21 protein-coding genes and 1 other RNA gene are annotated in these 21,408 nt (G+C 40.0%); 11 read left to right on the forward strand and 11 right to left on the reverse strand.

The annotated features are described in order from the left end of the window. Nucleotides 1-681 precede the first annotated feature (681 nt). The 5 genes from petA to FW757_RS15440 all read left to right on the forward strand — a co-directional run bounded on the left by petA (nt 682) and on the right by FW757_RS15440 (nt 4,423). A complete protein-coding gene (petA, locus tag FW757_RS15420; protein ID WP_182719667.1) occupies nt 682-1,272 on the forward strand; it encodes a ubiquinol-cytochrome c reductase iron-sulfur subunit in 591 nt (196 codons plus the stop codon). Next, nucleotides 1,272-2,537, forward strand: coding sequence for a cytochrome b (locus FW757_RS15425; RefSeq protein ID WP_149980603.1), 1,266 nt, complete (start codon nt 1,272-1,274; stop codon nt 2,535-2,537). Before petA ends, FW757_RS15425 begins: the two co-directional genes overlap by 1 nt. Next, nucleotides 2,534-3,277, forward strand: a complete 744-nt coding sequence (locus FW757_RS15430; protein ID WP_182719666.1) for a cytochrome c1 — start codon at nt 2,534-2,536, stop codon at nt 3,275-3,277. The genes FW757_RS15425 and FW757_RS15430 overlap by 4 nt, the downstream gene beginning before the upstream one ends. A gap of 79 nt (nt 3,278-3,356) precedes the next feature. Then, nucleotides 3,357-3,983 (forward strand): stringent starvation protein SspA, encoded by a 627-nt coding sequence (gene sspA / locus FW757_RS15435; protein ID WP_064667929.1) that lies wholly within the window; start codon nt 3,357-3,359, stop codon nt 3,981-3,983. Beyond that, nucleotides 3,983-4,423, forward strand: a complete 441-nt coding sequence (locus tag FW757_RS15440) for a ClpXP protease specificity-enhancing factor (RefSeq protein ID WP_145236812.1) — start codon at nt 3,983-3,985, stop codon at nt 4,421-4,423. Before sspA ends, FW757_RS15440 begins: the two co-directional genes overlap by 1 nt. Before the next feature lie 516 nt (nt 4,424-4,939). On the opposite strand, the gene dolP is transcribed toward FW757_RS15440, so the two are convergent. Genes dolP through FW757_RS15460 form a run of 4 tightly spaced genes read right to left on the reverse strand, consistent with a single transcriptional unit; the run spans nt 4,940 to nt 8,374 of the window. Next, complete coding sequence (gene dolP, locus FW757_RS15445) at nt 4,940-5,506, reverse strand: division/outer membrane stress-associated lipid-binding lipoprotein (RefSeq protein ID WP_182767586.1); 567 nt, start codon at nt 5,504-5,506, stop codon at nt 4,940-4,942. Continuing rightward, nucleotides 5,506-6,093: an SIS domain-containing protein gene (locus FW757_RS15450; RefSeq protein WP_149980605.1), complete on the reverse strand. Its 588-nt coding sequence runs from the start codon at nt 6,091-6,093 to the stop codon at nt 5,506-5,508. Before FW757_RS15450 ends, dolP begins: the two co-directional genes overlap by 1 nt. Nucleotide 6,094: 1 nt before the next feature. Then, nucleotides 6,095-6,466, reverse strand: coding sequence for a YraN family protein (locus FW757_RS15455; protein WP_182767585.1), 372 nt, complete (start codon nt 6,464-6,466; stop codon nt 6,095-6,097). A 30-nt stretch (nt 6,467-6,496) separates the two neighbouring features. Further along, nucleotides 6,497-8,374, reverse strand: coding sequence for a penicillin-binding protein activator (locus FW757_RS15460; protein WP_446441412.1), 1,878 nt, complete (start codon nt 8,372-8,374; stop codon nt 6,497-6,499). A gap of 61 nt (nt 8,375-8,435) precedes the next feature. Between FW757_RS15460 and rsmI the strand changes: the two genes are divergently transcribed. The 5 genes from rsmI to FW757_RS15485 all read left to right on the forward strand — a co-directional run bounded on the left by rsmI (nt 8,436) and on the right by FW757_RS15485 (nt 12,985). After that, nucleotides 8,436-9,293, forward strand: coding sequence for a 16S rRNA (cytidine(1402)-2'-O)-methyltransferase (rsmI, locus tag FW757_RS15465; protein ID WP_149980608.1), 858 nt, complete (start codon nt 8,436-8,438; stop codon nt 9,291-9,293). 43 nt (nt 9,294-9,336) lie between these two features. Then, nucleotides 9,337-9,715: RNase P RNA component class A (rnpB, locus tag FW757_RS15470), an RNA gene on the forward strand. Between the two features lie 245 nt (nt 9,716-9,960). Next, nucleotides 9,961-11,490 (forward strand): dGTPase, encoded by a 1,530-nt coding sequence (gene dgt / locus FW757_RS15475; RefSeq protein WP_446441413.1) that lies wholly within the window; start codon nt 9,961-9,963, stop codon nt 11,488-11,490. After that, complete coding sequence (locus tag FW757_RS15480; RefSeq protein WP_446441414.1) at nt 11,477-12,148, forward strand: primase 1D-like protein; 672 nt, start codon at nt 11,477-11,479, stop codon at nt 12,146-12,148. The genes dgt and FW757_RS15480 overlap by 14 nt, the downstream gene beginning before the upstream one ends. Before the next feature lie 294 nt (nt 12,149-12,442). Beyond that, nucleotides 12,443-12,985, forward strand: a complete 543-nt coding sequence (locus FW757_RS15485) for a hypothetical protein (RefSeq protein WP_446441415.1) — start codon at nt 12,443-12,445, stop codon at nt 12,983-12,985. Here FW757_RS15485 and FW757_RS15490 read toward each other — a convergent pair. The 7 genes from FW757_RS15490 to FW757_RS15520 form a co-directional block, all read right to left on the reverse strand. Continuing rightward, nucleotides 12,982-14,571 (reverse strand): MASE1 domain-containing protein, encoded by a 1,590-nt coding sequence (locus tag FW757_RS15490; RefSeq protein ID WP_446441416.1) that lies wholly within the window; start codon nt 14,569-14,571, stop codon nt 12,982-12,984. The two genes, FW757_RS15485 and FW757_RS15490, sit on opposite strands and share 4 nt — an antisense overlap. Then, nucleotides 14,558-15,187 carry a response regulator transcription factor gene (locus FW757_RS15495; protein ID WP_149980610.1) on the reverse strand — a complete coding sequence of 210 codons (630 nt, stop codon included), beginning with the start codon at nt 15,185-15,187 and terminating at the stop codon, nt 14,558-14,560. The genes FW757_RS15490 and FW757_RS15495 overlap by 14 nt, the downstream gene beginning before the upstream one ends. A 153-nt stretch (nt 15,188-15,340) precedes the next feature. Then, complete coding sequence (locus FW757_RS15500) at nt 15,341-16,009, reverse strand: YoaK family protein (RefSeq protein ID WP_182718045.1); 669 nt, start codon at nt 16,007-16,009, stop codon at nt 15,341-15,343. 109 nt (nt 16,010-16,118) lie between these two features. Then, nucleotides 16,119-19,217: an EAL domain-containing protein gene (locus tag FW757_RS15505; RefSeq protein ID WP_446441417.1), complete on the reverse strand. Its 3,099-nt coding sequence runs from the start codon at nt 19,215-19,217 to the stop codon at nt 16,119-16,121. Nucleotides 19,218-19,363: 146 nt separating this feature from the next. After that, the gene (locus FW757_RS15510; RefSeq protein ID WP_182718046.1) at nt 19,364-19,621 is read right to left on the reverse strand and encodes a hypothetical protein; all 258 of its coding nucleotides are present in this window, start codon (nt 19,619-19,621) and stop codon (nt 19,364-19,366) included. Next, complete coding sequence (locus FW757_RS15515; RefSeq protein ID WP_145236851.1) at nt 19,621-20,070, reverse strand: hypothetical protein; 450 nt, start codon at nt 20,068-20,070, stop codon at nt 19,621-19,623. The genes FW757_RS15510 and FW757_RS15515 overlap by 1 nt, the downstream gene beginning before the upstream one ends. Before the next feature lie 6 nt (nt 20,071-20,076). Further along, nucleotides 20,077-20,421 carry a DUF883 domain-containing protein gene (locus tag FW757_RS15520; protein WP_182718047.1) on the reverse strand — a complete coding sequence of 115 codons (345 nt, stop codon included), beginning with the start codon at nt 20,419-20,421 and terminating at the stop codon, nt 20,077-20,079. Nucleotides 20,422-20,926: 505 nt separating this feature from the next. On the opposite strand from FW757_RS15520, the gene mraZ reads away from it, so the two are divergent. Continuing rightward, entirely contained in the window at nt 20,927-21,385 is a 459-nt protein-coding gene (gene mraZ / locus FW757_RS15525) for a division/cell wall cluster transcriptional repressor MraZ (RefSeq protein ID WP_145236856.1), read from the forward strand. Nucleotides 21,386-21,408 lie beyond the last annotated feature (23 nt).

Consider the following 21,408-nt stretch of genomic DNA (forward strand, 5'->3'; position numbering starts at 1 on the left):
TTTTATCAGACATAAGCAAACTTGCACTTTTTATCGACATAAGCAAACTCGCACTTTTTATCAGACATAAGCAAACTTGCACTTTTTATCGACATAAGCAAACTCGCACTTTTTATCAGACATAAGCAAACTCGCACTTTTTATCAGAGATAAGCAAACTCGCACTTTTTATCAGACATAAGCAAACTTGCACTTTTTATCAGACATAAGCAAACTCGCACTTTTAATAAGTAACCAGCAAACTCGTATCAAATATGCGGCTAATAATTAACCTGCTACTGCCTTTGTTGCGTATAACTTTAAAAAAAGTTCAATAATTATCGTAATAAGTGTAAATCCGTCAGTTAATTGATGAATTTTTTTGCTACAATTGTCTGGCAAGTAATGTGAGTGAGTTCAACAGCACCATGTGCAGTTTATCTGCTTCCTTTTAGTGAGGTTGATCTTGGTCAGTATATTGTTTTTGTAAAAGTCATATCATAGAAACGGCTCTATGCTCGAGCTAACTTAGTCAATTAGTTGATAAAGTCGGGATTATTCGAGCATGAGGCTGTTAATAACCTTGTTTTAATCAAGGGTTTTAATTATGATCGCTTCTATTTTAAAATTTCGAAAAATTAACCTGCTGTAACTGATGTTCTCAATATAGCAAGTGTTGAGAATCATAGTGGAGATAAGTGGATGAGCAATGCGCCTGTAGACAATGGCCGACGTCGCTTTTTAACCATAGCTACCTCTGTTGTAGGTGGTGTTGGTGCGGCTGGGGCTGCTGTTCCTTTTATTGCGTCTTGGAATCCAAGTGAGCGAGCTAAATCTGCGGGTGCGCCTGTAGAAGTAGATATCAGCAAACTTGAGCCGGGACAATTAATACGTGTCGAGTGGCGTGGTAAACCTGTATGGGTTGTATCACGAACCCCTAAAATGCTTGAGCAGATGAAAGAACACGAAGGTCAACTTCGTGATCCGCAATCGCAAGAGCCACAACAATTAGAATCATCAACCAATGATTTCCGTTCATTACGCCCTGAGATATTTCTCGCGGTAGGTATTTGTACGCATTTAGGGTGTTCACCTGGCTTTTTCCAAGGTAATTTTGGTGAAAAGGTTGAGGGAACAGATGATGGTTTCTACTGTCCATGTCACGGTTCTAAATTTGATATGGCTGGCCGTGTATTTAAATCGGTACCTGCCCCGTTAAACTTAGAAATACCACCTTACACATTTCTTGATGATACCACTATTTTAGTGGGCGAAGAAAAAGGGGTAGCCTAATGTTCGGTAAAATTATTGGTTGGATAGACGACCGTATCCCAATGACACGTGTTTGGAACATGCATATTGCACAGTATCCAGCACCGAAAAACTTTAACTTCTGGTATTTCTTTGGCTCATTGGCCATGTTAGTACTAGTAAACCAAATTCTTACCGGGATTTGGTTAACGATGAACTTTGTTCCGTCTTCTGAGGGCGCATTCGCTTCAGTAGAATACATCATGCGTGATGTAGAATACGGCTGGTTACTACGTTATTTGCACTCAACAGGTGCATCAGCGTTTTTCATCGTTGTATATATGCATATGTTCCGTGGCATGATCTACGGTTCTTACCAAAAACCACGTGAATTACTGTGGTTATTCGGTATGTTTATCTTCTTAGCGTTAATGGCTGAAGCATTCATGGGTTACTTATTACCATGGGGTCAAATGTCATTCTGGGGTGCACAGGTAATCATTTCACTATTCGGGGCTATTCCGGTTATTGGTGATGACTTAACACTTTGGATCCGTGGTGATTATGTAATATCAGGTGCAACGCTTAACCGCTTCTTTGCATTACATGTTATTGCTTTACCATTGGTTATCGTAATTTTAGTATTCTTACACATTGTGGCACTGCACGAAGTGGGTTCAAATAACCCTGACGGCGTTGAGATCAAGCGTAAGAAAGGCTCTGTTGCTGAAGAAGATAAGCCTAAATTTAAATTCCATGAGTATTACACTGACAAGAAAGATATTGTTGATGCGATTCCGTTCCATCCTTATTACACAGTAAAAGATATTGTGGGTGTGGTTGGTTTCTTAATCTTGTTTTGTTGGGTGGTGTTCTTTATGCCTGCGATGAATGGTTTCTTCCTTGAAGGACCAAACTTTGAAGCGGCAAACCCACTTAAAACACCTGAACATATTTTCCCAGTTTGGTACTTTACGCCATTCTATGCAATCTTACGTGCAATCCCAGATAAACTAATTGGTGTTGCTGCGATGGGTGCATCGATTGTAGTGCTGGCGTTATTACCTTGGCTTGACCGTGGCACAGTGAAATCGGTTCGTTACCGTTGTGGCTTCCATAAATGGAACATCGCAGGTTTTGTTGTTACTTTCGTGCTTCTTGGTTGGGTGGGTGCAACTCCACAAACTGATATGAAGACGATCATTTCACAAATCTGTACTGTGACTTACTTTATGTTCTTCGTACTGTTGTTTGTATACAGTAAGAATGAAAAAACTAAGCCATTGCCAGAGAGGTTAACGAAATGATGAAAAAGCTAATTATCGGTTTATTTGCTTTATCAATAAACGTATTGCCGGCAATGGCGGCAGGTCCATCGGTTCCATTAATGGAAGCCGGTAATGACCTAACTGATCAGCCTTCGTTGCAACGTGGTGCAAAGTTGTTCATGAACTACTGTCTTGGTTGTCACCAAATGCAGTATCAGCGTTATGAGCGTACTTTCCGTGATATCGGTATTCCAACAGCCGTTGGCCTTGAGCAGTTAATTTTTGACGGTTCAAAAGTTGGTAGCCATATCACTAACGCAATTACTAAAGATGATGCAGCAAAATGGTTTGGTGCGGCTCCGCCGGATCTAACTCTAATTGCACGTGTAAAATCTCCGGATTATATTTACACGTACTTAAAGTCATTTTATAAAGATGAATCTCGTCCGTTTGGAGTTAACAATATTGTTTTCCCATCGGTAGGTATGCCTCACGTTTTGCAAGAACTGCAAGGTTTACCAACGCCTATTACTGAAGAAGTCGAAGAACATGGTCACACTGTGACTAAAGTTATTGGTACTGAAACAGATGGGACTGGCGAAATGAGTGTAGACGAGTACGATCAAGCGGCTCGTGACTTAACTAACTTCCTTGAGTACGTGGGTGAACCTTCACGTCTTGAATCAGAAGCGTTAGGTATCAAGGTTATCGGATTCTTAGTTATCCTATTTATCTTGGCATTCATGTTGAAGAAAGAATACTGGAGAGATGTTCATTAATTTTGAACATATTTAAAGGTAATTTTGCAATAGGGGCTTAAGCCCCTTTTGCTGTTTTTGTTATTTAATGGAGGTAGGCATGGCCGTAGCTGCCAATAAGCGCCCTGTAATGACCCTTTTTTCTGGTGCTAACTGTATGTATAGCCATCAAGTACGCATTGTACTTGCTGAAAAAGGCGTAAGTGTAGATATTCATCTGGCCGAAAAGGACAACCTGCCAGAAGCACTTCATGAAATTAACCCTTACGGTACAGTGCCAACACTGATTGACCGTGAGCTTGGTTTATATCAGGCAAACATCATCATGGAATACCTTGATGAACGTTTTCCTCACCCTCCACTAATGCCTGTTTATCCGGTAATGCGTGGCCGCAGCCGTTTAATGATGCATCGCATCGACACAGATTGGTACAGCCTTGCTGCTAAAATTTATGCTAATGGCGCTGAATCAGCGCAAGCGCGTAAAGAACTAACAGAAGCTTTACTTGCTGTTTCAGCAATCTTTACTGAAGCTCCTTACTTTATGAGTGAAGAGTTTAGTTTAGTTGATTGTTACTTAGCACCATTACTATGGCGTTTACCAGAGCTTGGTATTGAGCTAACTGGTGCAGGTTCTAAAGAGATGAAAGAATATATGATCCGTTTATTTGAGCGTGAATCATTCCAAGCTTCTCTTACTGAAACTGAGCGCGAGATCCGTTTGTAATGACGCCTAATCGTCCTTATTTACTTCGTGCTTTCTTTGATTGGATTGTTGATAATCAGTGTACACCGCATTTAGTGGTTAATGCTGATTTTCCAGCCGTGCAAATACCAACACAGTTTGTTCAAGATGGACAAATTGTGTTGAATATTAGCCCATCAGCTGTCACACAATTCTCAATGGATAATCAGCAGTTAAGCTTTAGTGCCCGCTTTGGTGGTCAGCCAATGCAAGTATACGTGCCAATTGGTGCCGTGCTTGCGATCTATGCCCGCGAAAACGGTGAAGGCACTGTGTTTACTGCAGATGAGTTTTTAGAAGATGAAGACGAGTTTGCAGCTGAGTTAGAAAGTGTTGATATCGCAGATGAATTATTACCTGACGAGCCAGCTCCTTCTAAGCCTGAAAAGAAAAAAGGCTCACACTTACGTGTTATTAAGTAATATGTAATTGTTTGATAAAAACCGCTGATTAAGCGGTTTTTTTATGCCTGTATAAAAGTAGACTGAAGGTAAAAGGTAAAAGGTAAAAGATAAAGGTAAAAGGCGCTAGGTAAACTAAGGGCTACGGGGTTGGCATGGGTGTTTGGATTTATTGTAGGCGGGGCTTTATCCACGCAGATTTATACCAATCGTGTTAAGTTACTGACCATTTATAGCGACAGATAAATACAGTGATAACAAGGCGTAAATTTTGACATGTAATTGTTCTACTTGAAAAAATTATAACGCAGTTAGCGCTTTATTTAGCTCGCTAGAATGGTTAAATATTTAAGTTGATTGGTATTAGTTAAAGTTTACGAGCGACGAGTTGTGAGACGAAGGTTAAGGTTGATTGTTGTAGCAGCGGGTTTACCCCGCGTTTTTTAGTGGAGGTGCGTGAGGTAAGCTCCCGCCTACAGGTATAGAAAACCTTGCGATATCAACTGCAAGGCTTTTAATTCCTAGAACCTGATACCTTTACAAATATTCAAATACCTTAATAACGCGTTCTACACCCGATACATTACGAGCAACGCTTACAGCGGTGTTTGCTTCTGCATCTGATACTAAGCCCATTAAAAATACTTCGCCATTCTCAGTTACTATTTTGATGTTGTTGCTACTGATGTTGTCGGTGGTAAGTAATTGTGTTTTTACTTTAGAGGTTAACCAAGAATCATGGGTCTGGGTGCTCATGCTAATGTTAGAGCCAATACGAATTTGGTTATGTATTTTGCGTATAGCAGGTAAGCCCTCAATCGTACGCTGAGCCTCGTCTTTCATTTCTTGAGTTGCAACCTGGCCTATTAACAATACAATGCCGTTAACGCTAATCACGCTGATGTTGGCATGATCAGCAAGGCGAGGTACATCGTTTATAGCGACTCCAGCTTTGATTTCGATATTACTATCATCGATTTGCGAACCAAGAGTACGACGATCGTTGGCTGCGGTAACGGCACCAGCGGTACCTGCAACAACTGCAGCAGCGCAGCCTTGTAATAATAGTACTGTACTAATAACAATTAGAGATTGTTTCAACATTAGCTTTCTTCCTGTGGGAATAGGGTCAAGTCGACGAGTTCACTCAAACAATGAAGATTAACCAAGTGAGATTCTATGATGCGGCTCGGACGTTTTGACGGAACACGAATTTCGACATCATTGGCACCGAGTAAACCTACTAGCTCACCGCCGTCATCACCAACCATAACAATAACTTTCATGTCTTTGGTGAGTGCGGCTTCGACTGCCGATATGATGTTTTTTTCGTTGCCATTGATTGCTAAAACCAATAGTAAGTCACCTTGTTGAGCAAACGCTCGTACTTGACGGGCAAAGGTTTCTTGGTCGTCACTTTGGTTACTTGGACCAAGATTGATATGTTCTTGTGATAGCGCAATTGCCGGTAAACAAGGACGTTCGGTTTCGTAGTAGTTGATCAATACGCCAGCCATATGTTGGGCCAGCATGTGGCAGCTGGCAGTACCACAACAAATCAACTTATTACCATTGATTAGGCTCTGCGCTATGGTAAATGCAGCGGCTTCTAAGGCGCTAGGAAGTACTTCACCGGCGGCTATTTGCACCTGAATGCTTTCTGTAAAAATCTCTTTTATAGTATCTTGCATATTAAAATACGTTTTTTATCCAATTAAGTTGTTGCGATGTGTCGCCAGTTATTGCGACAAAGTCGATTCTTATTGCTTGATCACTAAGCTTTTTCGTTGCTAAATAATGGTAAATAGAGCGTTTTAAACGTTCTTGCTTTTGTTTACCTAAAGCGTGGATTGCTCCACCTTTAACATAGCTACTGCGAAATTTCACTTCCACAAACACTAGCGTGTTGCCATCGCGCATTATTACATCTAGCTCCCCGTAGGGGCAGTTATAGTTACGCTCTAATGGGATCAACCCTTGCGACACTAAGTATTTTTGCGCTTGAAGCTCGTAATACTGGCCTTTCTCTCGGCTATTTTGCCACAGTTGTTTAAACCACGACATCACAACATCCTTGTTTTATATTGCTTTTAACTACTCACTGTGTGACAGGCTGGTAGCTGATTGCATAAATAATGGTAACGGCGCTGATGTTGCTAGCTGTACCGCTTGGATTTGTCTATTTTTGTATTGCGCCCAATTAAGTTGGCGATTAATTTGCCCATCACTGGTAATACTCAATTGGCCAGTTAAGCCATTAAATCGCTTACCGGGGAGCATACTCAATTGTGTGATATTACTTAGCATAGCAACTGAATCATAGGCCATGGCAAATAAACGCTGACTTATATCAGCCTGTTCTGGCCACAGCGAATTATATTGCTGGCGCAAGGCATGATCTTTTATTTGCCCACTAAGCATCCATGGTAACTCGGTAAAATACAAACCATCGAGATCGCCTTTATCGGTGCTATCGATTTGCTTGCTATGACTTTTTGAACTGGCATACAGTGGAATGCGATCAGCAAAAGTACTCACATTTACATCTAAATAAGGTTTAATCAAGCGAGTTTCAATCGCATCACCGAGAATATAAATAACATCAATATCGCGACGAGAGCGAGTTTCACTCTCTACTTCTTGTCTAAATAATGACTTAACGGTCGCAATGCGTTCTTTTGATTTATCTACTTCGAGCAGGTTAACAATGGTTGTTGGCATATCTTTTTTATCGTTATAAAGCCCAACTTCTGGTGTGGTTTCACTATAGCGTTGCCATTGTCGGTTGAAAAAATCAACTAAACGCTGGCCTGAACTATTATTTGGCGCCAGCAGCATAGGTTTTTGATAACCAGCCGTTAAAAAGTGCTCAAGTGCTTGCTGTACTTCGTGCTCCGGGTTAAGCGCAAAGAAGTAATGCTGAGGAGACTGGCGCTCACCATCAAAGGTATTTAAGTGCAAAACTGGGTAATCTTGTAATGCTTTGCTTGCAACTAGCTTATCGATACTCGTTTTGAGTAACGGCCCAATTATAAAGTCAGGATTAATTTCGAGCAGTTTTGCAGACAGCTCAGCAGAACTAAGCATTTCATCAATAAAAATGGTTTCAGCAATAGATGTACTATCTAGTGCCGCTAACACGCCAGCTTTTAAGGCATCACCTAAGCGTTCATTAGCACCTGATTGGGGTAATAAAACAACTAAGCGCTCAATATTCAGTGGTTCAGCAGCAATTAACTCAGCGTCTTTTTTTGGCAACACGGCGATTGCTGGATGACCAGGGTAACGGCGTTGCCAATTATTAATTGCTTGATCAAGCTCAACTGGAGCACCTAAATATACTTGGTGATAGAGCGCTAAGTTTACCCAGCCTTGTTGTATCACTGAGCCGCGATTAAAGCGCTCTAAAGCATACGATGATAATTGTTGTAAATTTTGCCACAGGTCTTTGTTGAGCTGTGGAATCGTTAAGTTATTTTTACTGGCGGTTTCAGAGGCACGAAAGAAGTAGGTCATCGCCTCTTTAGGCAAATTTTGTGATGCATACACACTGGCGGTTAAATATTGATGCCAAGCAAAATGCTCCGGTTGAGTCAATTGATTGTCTAAACTGGCTAGCATCTCAAGAGCCTGAGTACTCTTGTTTTGTTGCATTTGCGCAAAAGCGATATACAGTTTATTTTGCACTTGGTCTACGCTTGGAGTACGTTCTAATTCAGTACTAATTTGCTCTAACAGTGGCCATTGTTGCTCTACAATCGCAGCATCACGCGCACTATAAAGAAGTTGGATTTTATCAGCGCCTTGGCGATTTAAGGCTAGTTGGTACATAGATTGTGCGTCAGTCGCTTGAATTTGTGATGCGCTATTAGCTGAACTGAGGTTTTCACTGGTTTTAGTCGGTTTTTCGGTTGTACTACAGGCCGATAACCCTGACAATATGATTAATAGACTAACAAGTTTAAGTCGCACAATGATTTCCCAATACGTTAACGCGATTTGCTTATATTACTGACTGACGCAGGAGACCTCAATGTTAAATGAGGAGAATTCACAGAAAATCGGCACTCTTTACATTGTAGCCACCCCAATCGGCAATTATGACGACTTAAGTCAGCGTGCAATCGCGACTTTATCGCAAGTTGACTTAATCGCTGCTGAAGACACGCGCCATACCGGTAAGTTGCTAAGTCACTTTGGCATTAAGGCAAAAACCTTTGCTTTGCACGACCATAATGAAAAGCAAAAAGCGCAACAAATTATTGATCAACTTAATCAAGGTTTAAATATAGCACTAGTTTCGGATGCAGGCACGCCGCTAATTAGTGACCCTGGTTATGCGGTTGTTAATTTATGCCGAGAGCAAGGCGCACATGTCACGCCTATACCGGGGGCTTGCGCCGCAATTACTGCGGTATGTTGTTCAGGTTTACCAACAGATCGTTTTCAGTTTATTGGTTTTACCCCTGCAAAAAGCAAAGCTCGCCAAGACTTTTTTATTGAAGCGGTTAATTCCAATATAACCAGCATTATGTACGAAAGTACTCATCGCATCATGGCAAGTTTAGATGATCTTGAGATAGCGCTTGGTAGTGAGCAACAAGTGGTGTTTGCCAAAGAGTTGACCAAAACCTTTGAAACATTTTTTAATGGTACAGTCAGTGAACTTAAACAGTTTTTAACCGACGATCCAACCAAACAGCGCGGCGAAATAGTGCTAATGTTGCCTGGTAATCCAAAGCAGGTTGATGATATTCCGCCAGAAGCACGTAAAATGTTGGCGTTACTTGAGAATGAAATGCCAATGAAAAAAGCCTGCGGTATAGTGGCCGATTATTTTGGCATGAAGAAAAATGCCCTTTATAAAACAATTATTGACGAAAAAGGCTAAATCTTTACTGCACATACAATCCAGCTCAGGTATACTGCGCGCCGAGTCAGCCAAGATGATCGCTGCCTGCAACGAAAATGCGCAGGGGGAGGAAAGTCCGGGCTCCATAGGGCAGGGTGCCAGCTAACGGCTGGGGGGCGTGAGCCTACGACAAGTGCAGCAGAGAGGAGACCGCCAATCTTCGGATTGGTAAGGGTGAAAGGGTGCGGTAAGAGCGCACCGGGCCACTAGCAATAGTTGGTTGCAAGGTAAACTCCACCCGGAGCAAGACCAAATAGGGTTCTATCATTTTAAATAATGAACGCGTGGCCCACGTGAGAACCGGGTAGGTTGCTTGAGCCATAGAGCGATTTATGGCCTAGACGAATGATTATCACTTTCTTCGGAAAGGACAGAACCCGGCTTATACGGCTGACTCACTCATTCAATAAAAAAGCTCGCAGTTAACGCTGCGGGCTTTTTTGTATTTGTAGAACAGAGGACAGTCAGGTTAGCTAGGTTCTAGGTAAAAACTGATATCAAATACTATTATGTGGATGTAGCATCCAATACTTTGCACCAAAAATTGATTCTTAATACTTAATTTTTTGAATGTTAATCCGAGATCAATTTATGTATGCTAATTAAAATTAGTGAATGGTTATTTTAATTATAATAAGTAGATAAAATGGAAAATTTAAATTCAATTGGAAGACATAGACTCTCAACAGCTGACCATGATTCACTTCTTGCCTCAACTCAAAGTGATCGCGCCAGGTTAATTTACTCCGCTGCTTTTAGAAGACTTCAACAGAAAGCTCAAGTTTTTTCCTTAGAAAGTAACTCATCAGTCCGCTCTAGGTTGACTCACTCTATTGAGGTTTCTCATATCGGAAGATATATAGTTGCCAAAGTTTTAGAAAAGATAGCTGTTTCAGACAAATCAGATGAGATAAAAAAGTATTGGGAAAATAATAGCCTCTCATTATCAAATATCGTAGAAACAGCTTGTTTAATGCATGATATTGGAAACCCTCCTTTTGGTCACTTTGGTGAGGCAGCGGTATCTGAGTGGGCAGGTTCTTTAGCTCAAAAAGAATGGCTTAATGTGCTTTTTGATGATGCGGAAGTAAGAAAATCATTAACATTAGACCTAACTCATTTTGACGGTAATCCGCAAGGTTTTAGGATTATTACAAAGCTTCAAGGAGATGATGGTTTTTATGGTTTAAATTTAACCTATACTCAGTTAGTGGCCTTTTTAAAATACACATATACTTCAACTGAGAAGGCAGCAAATGATAGTTCTCCTTTTAGCAAGAAAATTGGCTATTTTAGCACAGAAGAAAAAGTGATTAAATCAGCTTGGAAGGCTCTTGAAATGCCAGAAAACAGCAGGCATCCGCTGGGCTTTTTGATGGAGGCATCCGATGATATTTCTTATTGTATAAGCGATATTGAAGATGGAATAGAAAAGAAAATTATTAATATGGATCACTTTAAAAAGGAAGTGATCCGTGGGCTAAATGAAGTTGCTGAAAAGCATCAGCACCCACATATTTGTAACGAATTGATAGGTAAGCTAAATGGAAGTAAAGGGGACTCAATAGGTATATTTTTGAGTTTTAAAACAAAGCTGTCTAACTTCTTAGTTGATTCAGTGGCTGAAAAGTATGTCAGTAACTATGAAAGCATATGTGGTTTTGACGAGAAAGAAGAATTAGTCTGCGAAGGTACTTTAAGCTATGACCTACTAAAAGTGCTCAAGGTCTATACCGGTGACTTCCTATTTACCTCAGAAGAAGCTGAGTGTATGGAATTGTCTGGTTTTAAAATTATTTTAGGAATACTTGAGGAGTTTGAATGTATTCTTAAACTTAAAAAAGAGCATTTTATACACTTGTTAACCAATGATTTCAAAGGAATTAAGAAGGAATCACTTCATAGACAAAGGAGATTATTCAATCGATTACCAGAGAAACATTTAAATGCCTATAAAGCAGCTGTTTTAGAATCATCTATCCTTAAATTTGAATCAGATTGTAGAAAGCAGAATGTTAGTGCTTCTGATAAATTTAAAGAAACCTTTAATGCTCTAAACAATGAAGTTGAGTGGAAACTGCGGTTACATTTAATTATTGATTTTGTATCAGGAATGACTGATCAGTATTCAATGGAATTTTTTCAAATGGTGAAGGGTATAAATGTCTATAAATGATCATAATGGAGCTACTCAACGGATGAAGCTAAATCGTCACCCAATTTGTTGGGTGAAAGAGGTTCTTAACAGCTACTTGAATAGTTCTATTAAGTTAAATTTGAGTAGATATCGTTATGAGCCACAATCTTTTAAAGATGAGCGGCAAGAGTTCTCCATACTGGCCTCAGATCTTAATGAAAGCAATTTATTAATAGAGTTAATAAATCTTGCTCCTGATTACGAACTGGCTCTTCACTCAAAATTATATTTAAACTCAGTATTAATGCACTTACCAATGATCGACTTTGGTTCTAAAGGTGCAGAACCTTCTGCATCTGGTGTTCTTAAAGAGTTATGTACTTATTGGGGCATGGGCTTTAATATATTTTCTAGTGGTCGCTCTTACCACGCATATGGAAATAAACTGTTGAATCATGAACAGTGGTTACAGTTTATGGGGAGCTTATTACTATTAAACAAACCAAGTGGCTATAAATTGATTGATGAAAGGTGGGTTGGTCACAGAATTATGGGTGGCTATTCTGCTTTAAGATGGAGCAAGAATACTTCACATTATAAGAAGTTTCCGACACACTGTGGGTTTGTATCAGGAACGCATTTTTTTGTGGGTGAATACTTCCCGCCCCCACCTCCACCTACTATTAGTTTTAATTAATTGATAAATATGGAAAAGTAATCTCCCCTAATATATTTAATTTAAATTTATTGCTTTTAGCGCATTATCTTAATTATTTTTCAGTCTGTTAACTTATACGGCTGACTCACTCATTCAACAAAAAAGCCCGCAGTTAACGCTGCGGGCTTTTTTGTGCTTGAAATATACGTTCTAAATCCAAACTAGGCATAAATGCTATAAGCCATTTTCTTAGTCGTAATAAGAAAAACGATGATATTAACCTCTTTCATTAGCGCCTAACCTATTGCTTTATTGCTAGTTTAGGGAATTAGAATGAGCGTGATCGAGGGCAGTACAAGGGAGTTTGGCAATACAACGGTGCTATTACATAGCTTAGGTTCATCATGCTACCGCATCGAGTGGTATAGCAAGATGACGGGGGCATCAACCAGCTTGACGCGGCTCAAACTAGGAAAATATTTAGTGCTCCGTAAATGGGCATCAGCGCTTAATATACAGGATGTGCCCAGTGAGTTTGATCGGCGTAATAGTGCACTTATTCACTTTTTGAATAATGTCGATATTGTGAAGTCTAAAGACGATTTGATACTTGCGGCAAAACAGCACTGCGTTGATCTTTTCACTAATTATGAAGGCTTAAAGCCAATCAATAAAGTCACTTTTCCTAAGCCTCGGCTGCAAGGTGCTATTGGCAAAAAAGTGGTTATAAAATCAAAAGTCGGGGATAAGGAAATTGCTCAAGGATTGCTATTACAGTTAGTCGGTAATCAAGCTGAAGTGCAAGTACCTGCTAACGATAATGAGGCGATACAGTTAAGGAAAAAGTTTTATTCCAAGCAAGTTTATATTCGCTAGCGGACTTGTTCATCAGCTGATATGGGGAATGTTGCATTAATGGTGAAGCCTTGCTCGTTTGAGAATGAGCATTGGCCGCCAAGAGCAGTCACGCGTTCATCAATGAAAGCGAGACCATAACCACCAGAGTGTGAGGCGGTTGTCGCGACATTGCCATTATCCTGAATAATTAACGTGATCAGATCCGAGTTGGAATCTAAACTAATTACCAACTCAGATGCGCAGCTGTGCTTGATGCAATTGGTGATTGCTTCTTGGCAAATTCGATAGATCGCAATTTGATGTTCATCTCTAATTGCTTCGTTTATGCATAAATGTGTTATATACCTAACTTTTTCTTTATGCATCAAGCTTTTAAACTTCCCTTGTGAAAGTGCTTTTGCTAAGCCTAATTCATCAAGCTCACGCGGACGCAGATAATGCATCAGGTGATAGACTGAATCATACATTGAATTAGCATTTTGTTTTAACGTAGTCACAATCGCGCTGACGCTTTGATCCGTCATACTGGTTAAAACGGCAAGATCGGTTTTAAATGCAGTCAGGTTTTGCCCTAATTCATCATGAAGCTCTTGTGATAAATGCTTTCTCTCACTTTCTTGTACATTCACCATTTTGATAGCCAGTTGTTGGTTTTTTTCTAATTGCGTTCTAAGTTCAATGTTTGTCAGTGTTAGCATATTATTTTTTTGTCGCAGCTCTGCTGCTGCCGCACCGAGTAATAAACTCGTTGCGGCATTGGTCAGAATAAACAATTGGCTAATATAAGTATTAGTTGCATCTTGTGTGATGCTTGCTTCTAATATTATTAAGCCATTTGCTGCTGCTGCGCCAAATATAGCGCCTGTAATACCAAAGTGATATGAAAACCAAATAATTGGTAGTAGGGAAGCCAAGCGTAATAGTGAGTAGATATCAGGGCGCAGCAGATAAATCGACAGCATTAATAGGGTAAAGACAGTGACTGTGATAATTAGTTTAACTCCGCCCTCTAGGCTAAAGGCTCGGCGATAACTGTTAGCACACAAAATAATAAAAGGTGCGATAAACAAGCTGCCAGTCAAATCACCTAAAGTCATATTTAACTGATATTGCAGTAGTTGTTTACCTTCTAACCAAGTTGTGAACTCAAAAGAGCTGGCAAACAAAAACCATTTTGATGCTGCCGCTAAGCTTGCTAGTAAAATAAGCGAAAGCACACCTTTACTATCTTTAATCGTTGGTGGCCAACGGCTATACTTAAAAGCGAAGACAATGGCTAAATAGATAGCCTCTTGCCACGCACCATGCAATAAATTTAAATGCCATTGCTGGGTATAAAAAGAACCTAAATACGCTGCATAGAGTCGTGATGCTAACCATATTATTGGCCAATAGCGTGTTGGGAACATAATAACAAAAGCCAGTTTAATACCTGCAGGGAGAAATATAGCACTACTTTGTGGGACGGTTTCTAGATGGTTACTAACCCATGTAGAGGCACACAGCGCGATTAAATAAGCAACGCAAACCGCGCATTGCTTAGCTGCCCCTAGTACTATGTTTGTAGTGGAAGGTGTGGCAATGGTAAGCCTAGGCCAACTCATTAAGTTGAATAACCCCGATATCAATGGCAACTTTTAATAGTTCAAATGAAGTTGTTGCGTTTAGTTTATTACAAATATTTGTTTTATGTACGTGAGCGGTTTTCGGCATCATGCCGAGCTGTTGAGCAACCTGTTTGGCATTTAAGCCTTTGGCAAAAAGTGGTAGAGCCTCGATTTCTCTATTTGTTAAAAGGTCTTTTTTATCAGAAACACAGGTGTAGTTGAAGTTAACGTCTTCACTGATGTAGCGATGGCCGCGCATTACTGTTTTTACCGCATCAATCATAGCGTCTGAAGCTGAGCGCTTAGACACATAACCAAGCGCCCCGAGTTGTATTGCATTACTGACGTACGGTTCATGGTCATGCATAGAAGCTACAATGGTTTTTATTTCTGGGTAATGCTCATTTAAGTATGATAGAAAAGTCAGGCCAGTCTCACCTTCGTGCATTGAAATATCAACGATAAAGACATCTGGCTGGTCAATATTTACTGCTAACTTTGCTTCGTTCACTGAGCAAGCTTCAATTGTTACTTGCCAGTTTAACTCGAGCTCAAGTAGTTTTTTAAAACTATCTCGAACTAACTGATGATCTTCAATGATACCAATCCGCATAAATCCCTCCATTTTCAGGAATTATACATCTAAATCAATTTATTATGTCTAAGAATTATTCCTAGTGAAATTACCTATCGATTCTTGAGATGAACGTTGATGTAGGTTTGTAGCAATGATGTACTGCAAAAGTGGTGTTAACTGTGCAAAGGGCTAAGTCTTTTTACTATTAATCGCTTTAAACACTGAGTAGCTAACGGCTAATACTAGACAGATGGTTGCGGGGATAAAGAGGGCATTAAATTTATAAAACTGGAATGCATAAGCACCTAATGTGCCACCGCAAATGAATCCTGAGATGATCAGTAAAAACAACAGTGCTTTGCGTTTATCAAAGGGTTCGCCTCTTAATTTAGCGCCAAGCATTAGCCCTAGATCAGTAAAGATACCGGTAACATGGGTGGTGCGAATAACTGCGCCGCTGTAAGTGGTGGCTAACGCGTTTTGTAAGCCGCAGGCTGCGGATGCTAAATAGTGCCCGTTTACAGAGTCATTCGATAAAAAATACACTGAGCTTGCTAACAGCATGGCTTCAAATAACAGCAAGCTGCTGTAGTTATGGCCGAGTTTTAATGCACCACTTTGCAAAAAAGCGCCGGAGATCGCCGCACCAGCCAAAAAACTCAGTAGGATAAGAGCTAAGTGTAATACATCAGTAACGGGGGAGGTAACAAGGCTTGTGCCAAGGAGTGTTGCAGTGCCTGATAGATGTGAAATTGATTGATGTTTGAACCCTAGTAACCCTATCGAATTAACAAGCCCAGCAACAAGCGCAAGTAAAAACGATCCATATTCTACCCAACGAGGTAATTTTGAAATCACGGCTAACAGTTAATTTAATAAAATCTGTTTGGTAACGTATCAGTTCGTTATTTATTAAACAATAGCTAGCTAAATTTTCAGTGCATAGTGTGTGCTGGATCAGCAATATTTAGGTAGCTGTTGTGGATTGGTTGCTTACCAGTGCTAAAAATTCCTGCTCGGGTAATGGCTTTGCAAACAAATAGCCTTGGCCATAATCACACCCTATACCAAGTAATAATTGCTGCTGCTCTGGTGTTTCAATGCCTTCGGCAATCACTTTTAAACCAAATTGATGTGCCATAGTGATGATTGCTTTGCATAACGCCAGATCTTGATTGTCGGCTTGAATGTTATCAACAAAACATTTATCAATTTTTAAATAATCTGCGTCCATTTGTTGCAAGTAGGCAAGCGATGAATAGCCTGTGCCAAAGTCATCTAAAGCGAGTTCCATACCGGATTTTACCAGCGCTTTCAGGCGTTGTTGAGTGAGTTGCTCTGGTGCGATCATTAACCCTTCGGTGATCTCGCTAACAATTGCACTCGGTGGTAAATTGGCGGCTTTTAGCAAGGCTGGCCACTGATCAATACCGCTATCAAGGCAACTAAATTGCACTGGCGAGACATTAATACTAAGTTGAAAGTTGGCATCAACCTGGGCTCGTAAAACCGTTAGCGTTTGTAATGCGCGAGTAAATACAAATTGTCCTAATGGGTTGATATATCTAGACTCTTCGGCCAAAGGTATAAACTCTGCGGGACTAATTACGCCGCGTGTCGGGTGGCGCCAGCGCAATAGTGCTTCTGCTTTATGAATGTGCCCAGAATCTAGGTTAACGATTGCTTGGTAATAAAGATCAAATTGTTTTTGTTCAATGCCATAGCGCATATTTTTGAGTAAATCCATACGCGCTTGTGCTTGCTCGCGTAAGTTGTGATTGAAAAACTCAAAACAGTTACGACCACTTTGTTTAGCTTTATACATGGCTTGGTCGGCGGCTTTTAATAACAGCTCTGAGCTATCGCCATCGATTGGTGCAATAGCGATGCCGATGCTGGTTGCTATGTGTAGTTCTTCGCCTTCGAGTATAAATGCTTTTGTCATGGCATTGAGGATATCGTTGGCTACTTTTTTAATGTGTTCTTCAGTGACTAGCTTGGCATGCACAATGACAAATTCGTCGCCACCAATACGTGCAATAAACTCAATATCAACAATTTCTTGTTGCAAACGAATTGCGATCAACTTAAGTAATTCGTCACCATAAAAATGGCCTAAGGTGTCATTTATGTCTTTGAAATGATCAAGATCAAGTAGCATGATCACCAGTGGCTCATTAGGATTTAAGTCGTTGTTGAGGCGCTGATTTAAGCGCTCTTTAAGCTCAATTCGATTAGGTAGATTGGTTAAATGATCAAAGTGAGTTTGATGCCATATCAGATCTTCGGCTGCTTTTTTAGCGGTAATATCGGTAAAAATCGCGACTCTGCGCTGCGCTTCAGAATGTTCATTGTATACAGTATCGATAGTAAGCCACTCTGTGAATAACTCGCCATCTTTACGACGGTTAATTATTTCACCTTGCCAACGGCCAGTCTCTTGTAATTGCAGCCACATTTCTTGATAAAACGCTTTGCTGTGCTTGCCTGAAGCTAAGATAGCGGTGGTATTGCCCAGGATTTCATTTTTACTGTATTGGGTTACTTCACAAAAAGCCGGGTTAACATCTAAGATAATGCCGTTTGGATCGGTAATAGCCATTCCTTCACTGCTATTTGAGTAGACCAATGATGCCAGATGAGAGGCTTTTTCAGCGTTCTTTCGCTGGCTAATATCTTGCAATACGATGGTGTACTCGTTGCTATTAAGCTTGGCACTGATCCGCGCTTCAAATACTTGCTCAACTTCGCTGTTATTGATTGTTAATTCAAATTGGCTAGTTTTATTTTTGCAGGGCAAATGCTGAAGTAACTGTTTACTTTTTTCTTCACCAAGTAGCTCGCGAAGGTGTAACTTTGAACGTGTATACACAGGTAAATTTAACTGTGAAATTTGCCCACCTAAGTTCAGTACATCACCGTGAACATTGATCCGAATGTAGGTATCAGGCAAAGCGTTTAATAAACTACTTAATTCGTCATGTTGGCGTTTGACACTCGCTTCTGCCGTCAGACGTGTTTGCGCCATCGCTTTAAAATGTTGATAGAGAGTATTCAGCTCTGGGCTATTTAAAGAAAACTGTTTTGGTAATAACCCTTGCGCAAGCTCTTTAATCGTCAGAGTGAGTTGTGCTATGGGCGTTAATACGTTGCGCTTTAATTGGCTATGAGCAAATATAGAGAGGCCAATAATCATCAATGTAAATGCAGCTAATGTGATAAAAAATAGTTGGTTGGCAGCTTGAATTGCGTTATTAAATGGCATGACAACATAGACATTTAGGCTATTTTTAGTTTCATCGGTATACATGGTTTTACTGTGTAAAATGTGATTAATACCTTGCAATTCAATTGTGCTATTGAGCATTGGTAGTTCAGAGCTAAATCCATAGGCGTTAATATTTTCGCCAAACAGCGATGGATCGTTAGGGTAATTTGCAATAATGCGACCGTTGTTGTCGGTTATAACAGCAATGGCATCTTCGGGTAAGTGAGAGTTGGCAAGTATCTGGCTCCACCAATCTAATGTGACAACCGTTACTACTGCCCCATATACTTGTTGCTGCTGATCAATAAGTGGATAAGCAAAATTGAAACTGAGGGAATTGATACTGCGATCTTTTTGAAAATAGCCAATGGCAAAGCTTTTAGTTGCCACAGCATTTTTAAAGTATTCACGATCGGCAATATTAATATTTTCTTTGCGTCCTTGCGATAAACACACCGCGTCGCCTTGCATGTTGACGATACCAATATTTGCAATTTCAGGTTGAAGTTTTTGTATTTTAGCTAAGTAATAAGGGCAGCCGGTTTGTAGTGGCGCGGCAAAATCTTTTAAGTCAGCAAGTTGAGTGGTAAATGTCTTAATTTTTTTGAGTAGCTCAGTCTGCTGCTCAACAAGCTGTTCGGCAACCGTTAATGCCTGCAGCCGACTTTCTTGGCGTGCGGTTTCTTTGGCATGCCAAAGGCTAAATAAGATCACCAAAATGCCGGGTAAACTCAGTAATATAAATAACCGATAAAGTCGATGTTGTAACGATGAGGAAAAAATAACAATACTCTTCATACTGGGCTTTGGCATAAAATTGTAGCCAATTAAGTTGAAAATAACCATATATAATATAAGGTTAATTGCGGTTTATCTAATAAAGACCAAAGTAATAGCTCTGAAGAGTAAGATTGTGCTGAGCAAAGCTCAGTATCTATGAGGATTTATAGCAAACGTAACAACCAGCTAAATTGACTTAGCTTTATTTTATTGGCTGAATTTTGGCTATGACCATTTAGCGCTTGATAGCCTGCACCTGCCGTAAAGGCACTGGCAATACCGACATTCGATACTGCAAAGCGTTTAAGTCGGTAGTTGAAAGCTTGATGATGTTGCTGTTTTAACGCATTGATGCTATTCATTTTTTGACTTAAGTGACGAACTTTATGATTTGGTTTCTTAATAAAATAATCAATTAGCATTATTCACCCCTATTTATATTGAGTAATTGTTTAATGCTGTGCGCAGTTTTATCAAAGCCAATTTTGCTGCTGATATAACCAATGTTTTTCCACAGCCACATTAAACAAAGCAATTGTAAGCCAATTAGACATACAGCACTGAGCCATATTGATTGACTAAAGGCAAAAACCGCAAAGCCAAGTGTGATCAGCAAACCGGCCCACAACAATACTAAACCACCGGCAAAACTTACCAGCAAAATAATAGTCAATGCCAAAGAGCGAGTTGATAGTCGCCACTCGGCACTCGCTAATTCTTTGCAAATACCAGCCTGTTGGCGATAGTCTTGATAAAGTTGCTCACCATATTGAGATAATTTAGCAAGATGATCTTGCCACTGATCAGCACTTTGCGGTGCAGGATCAGCGGCTTGATGCTGTTTATCTTTAGGATCGGTATGTGGTTGCATAATTGCTTACTTGCTACGGCGAAATAGTGCTGTCACTAGCATACCAGCAGCAAACGCAAGACCAGCTGTAGCAAGCGGGTTTTCAGAGGCTAATTGACGAGTTTTACCACTGTATTCAGACAGTTTTTCACGCGCAATTTTTTGCTTTTCAGTGAGTGTTTCAGCTGAACTTGAAGCACCATGACGAATACTTTGTTCTGCTGTTGCAGCCTTTGAAGACAGCGAATCAACAGCAAGATGAGCCGCTGAGGTTGCTTTGTCTGTTAATGGTGATTCAGTGTGAGCAGCAATATCATCAACTTTTTTACTGGTTTTTGCAGCTGAATTTGAACTTGATGTTGAAGTAGTCATAGTAATCGTTCCTTAAATATAAAACTAGATTGTGTAATACTTGTTGCAGCCTTCGTACCACTTCTACGATCTTATTTAAATTCTTAAAAATCAATGGTTTGTTTTTTATCTTGTGAATCGCTTTGTTTGAAATAACAGCGTTTAAAGTAACTATTGCAAAAAGATCGCGTAAATTTTACAAGATCTATTAAGCAGCAATTCGCTACTAATATTTTGTAACTGTTCATTGATTATTCATTAATCATTTAAGTCTATTTATTTTGTTTTATCTCAGAATAAAATATTTTTTTTGATGTTATCCACTTTTTCCCACGTAATTCAGTAGCTTCGCGCTAGGCCTTATTTTTTCTGGCTTTAACACACCATTATAGGTTTCTGCTGACTTGACAAAATAGCTTGTCAAGCCCTAAACTGGAGCACTGTGGTAAAAAGTGGTATTTAGTGGATCAAATTGGATCAAATTAATCAAAACAGATTAATTACAAACTTTTAAAGTAGGCTTTTTATGTTCCGTGGTGCGAGTTCACTGAGTTTGGATGACAAAGGACGATTTGCGGTACCGACTAAGTACCGAGACTCGCTGTTGTCTGAAGATCAGGGGACGGTGATCTGTACTGTCGCACTGAACGAGCCTTGCTTGTGGTTGTATCCACTGGCGCAATGGCAGGATATAGAAGATCGCTTAGCTAAAATTTCCAATATGAATCCACGCGCTCGACGCATGCAACGGATGTTGTTAGGTAATGCAACAGAATACCAATTAGATAAAAATGGCCGAATATTGCTGGCACCGTCGTTACGGTCTCATGCTGATTTAGGCAAAAAAATCATGTTGGTCGGTTTGATGAATAAATTTGAGATCTGGGATGAAGAACGTTGGCATGAACAAATGCGCCAAGATACCGAAATTGAACGACTCGGTGAGTTTGAATCAACCCCAGACTTAGATAATTTTTCGCTCTGATCACACAATAAAAAGGCAAACAA

The sequence above is a fragment of the Pseudoalteromonas sp. 1181_04 genome (assembly GCF_052850545.1).

Excerpts from the sequence above, each read along its gene's own strand:
- petA (WP_182719667.1), top strand. The coding sequence starts at position 682 with ATGAGCAATGCGCCTGTAGACAATGGCCGACGTCGCTTTTTAACCATA.
- FW757_RS15430 (WP_182719666.1), top strand. The coding sequence starts at position 2,534 with ATGATGAAAAAGCTAATTATCGGTTTATTTGCTTTATCAATAAACGTA.
- FW757_RS15515 (WP_145236851.1), bottom strand. The coding sequence starts at position 20,070 with ATGCAACCACATACCGATCCTAAAGATAAACAGCATCAAGCCGCTGAT.
- FW757_RS15485 (WP_446441415.1), top strand. The coding sequence starts at position 12,443 with ATGAGCGTGATCGAGGGCAGTACAAGGGAGTTTGGCAATACAACGGTG.
- FW757_RS15520 (WP_182718047.1), bottom strand. The coding sequence starts at position 20,421 with ATGACTACTTCAACATCAAGTTCAAATTCAGCTGCAAAAACCAGTAAA.
- rsmI (WP_149980608.1), top strand. The coding sequence starts at position 8,436 with ATGTTAAATGAGGAGAATTCACAGAAAATCGGCACTCTTTACATTGTA.
- FW757_RS15510 (WP_182718046.1), bottom strand. The coding sequence starts at position 19,621 with ATGCTAATTGATTATTTTATTAAGAAACCAAATCATAAAGTTCGTCAC.
- FW757_RS15480 (WP_446441414.1), top strand. The coding sequence starts at position 11,477 with ATGTCTATAAATGATCATAATGGAGCTACTCAACGGATGAAGCTAAAT.
- FW757_RS15425 (WP_149980603.1), top strand. The coding sequence starts at position 1,272 with ATGTTCGGTAAAATTATTGGTTGGATAGACGACCGTATCCCAATGACA.
- FW757_RS15490 (WP_446441416.1), bottom strand. The coding sequence starts at position 14,571 with ATGAGTTGGCCTAGGCTTACCATTGCCACACCTTCCACTACAAACATA.
- FW757_RS15505 (WP_446441417.1), bottom strand. The coding sequence starts at position 19,217 with ATGAAGAGTATTGTTATTTTTTCCTCATCGTTACAACATCGACTTTAT.
- sspA (WP_064667929.1), top strand. The coding sequence starts at position 3,357 with ATGGCCGTAGCTGCCAATAAGCGCCCTGTAATGACCCTTTTTTCTGGT.
- FW757_RS15440 (WP_145236812.1), top strand. The coding sequence starts at position 3,983 with ATGACGCCTAATCGTCCTTATTTACTTCGTGCTTTCTTTGATTGGATT.
- FW757_RS15450 (WP_149980605.1), bottom strand. The coding sequence starts at position 6,093 with ATGCAAGATACTATAAAAGAGATTTTTACAGAAAGCATTCAGGTGCAA.
- mraZ (WP_145236856.1), top strand. The coding sequence starts at position 20,927 with ATGTTCCGTGGTGCGAGTTCACTGAGTTTGGATGACAAAGGACGATTT.
- FW757_RS15455 (WP_182767585.1), bottom strand. The coding sequence starts at position 6,466 with ATGTCGTGGTTTAAACAACTGTGGCAAAATAGCCGAGAGAAAGGCCAG.
- dolP (WP_182767586.1), bottom strand. The coding sequence starts at position 5,506 with ATGTTGAAACAATCTCTAATTGTTATTAGTACAGTACTATTATTACAA.
- FW757_RS15495 (WP_149980610.1), bottom strand. The coding sequence starts at position 15,187 with ATGCGGATTGGTATCATTGAAGATCATCAGTTAGTTCGAGATAGTTTT.
- dgt (WP_446441413.1), top strand. The coding sequence starts at position 9,961 with ATGGAAAATTTAAATTCAATTGGAAGACATAGACTCTCAACAGCTGAC.